Annotated in this window: 1 pseudogene; it reads right to left on the reverse strand. The window is 31.5% G+C overall.

Annotated features, from left to right (window positions below):
* Nucleotides 1–406: pseudogene (locus ASE40_RS22320) on the reverse strand (amidinotransferase); the annotation flags it as partial.

The raw sequence follows: 406 nt of genomic DNA on the forward strand, positions 1-406 counted from the left end.
AGAAACCACAATATCTTTATCAATCGAAAATACATTGGAAAACATATTGTACATTTCTTCTCTTTCGATATGAAATAAATTTTCTTTCCCGAATAAATTTACCAAATACAGATAATCTGCTTCTTCACGAAAACCTCTTTTATAAATTATTCCTTTGTCTTTTCCAACCGGCTGAAAACAACAGTCTAAGTGTAATGCATTGTCGCGGGCTTCTAATTTGGATTTAACCAGATCAAATTCTTTTACAATTTTACTTGGAAATAATTCTTTTATAAAATTGACGCCATGCATATTTGTTCTTGCAGTTATATAATCTTTATAATCGCTTCCTTTATAAGTACCAATAAAAATATGATCATTCCAGAGCATGACATCTCCGCCTTCGATATGAACTTCTTCCGGCGGA

Origin of the sequence: Flavobacterium sp. Root935 (assembly GCF_001429295.1) — a bacterium.
GTDB lineage: Bacteria > Bacteroidota > Bacteroidia > Flavobacteriales > Flavobacteriaceae > Flavobacterium.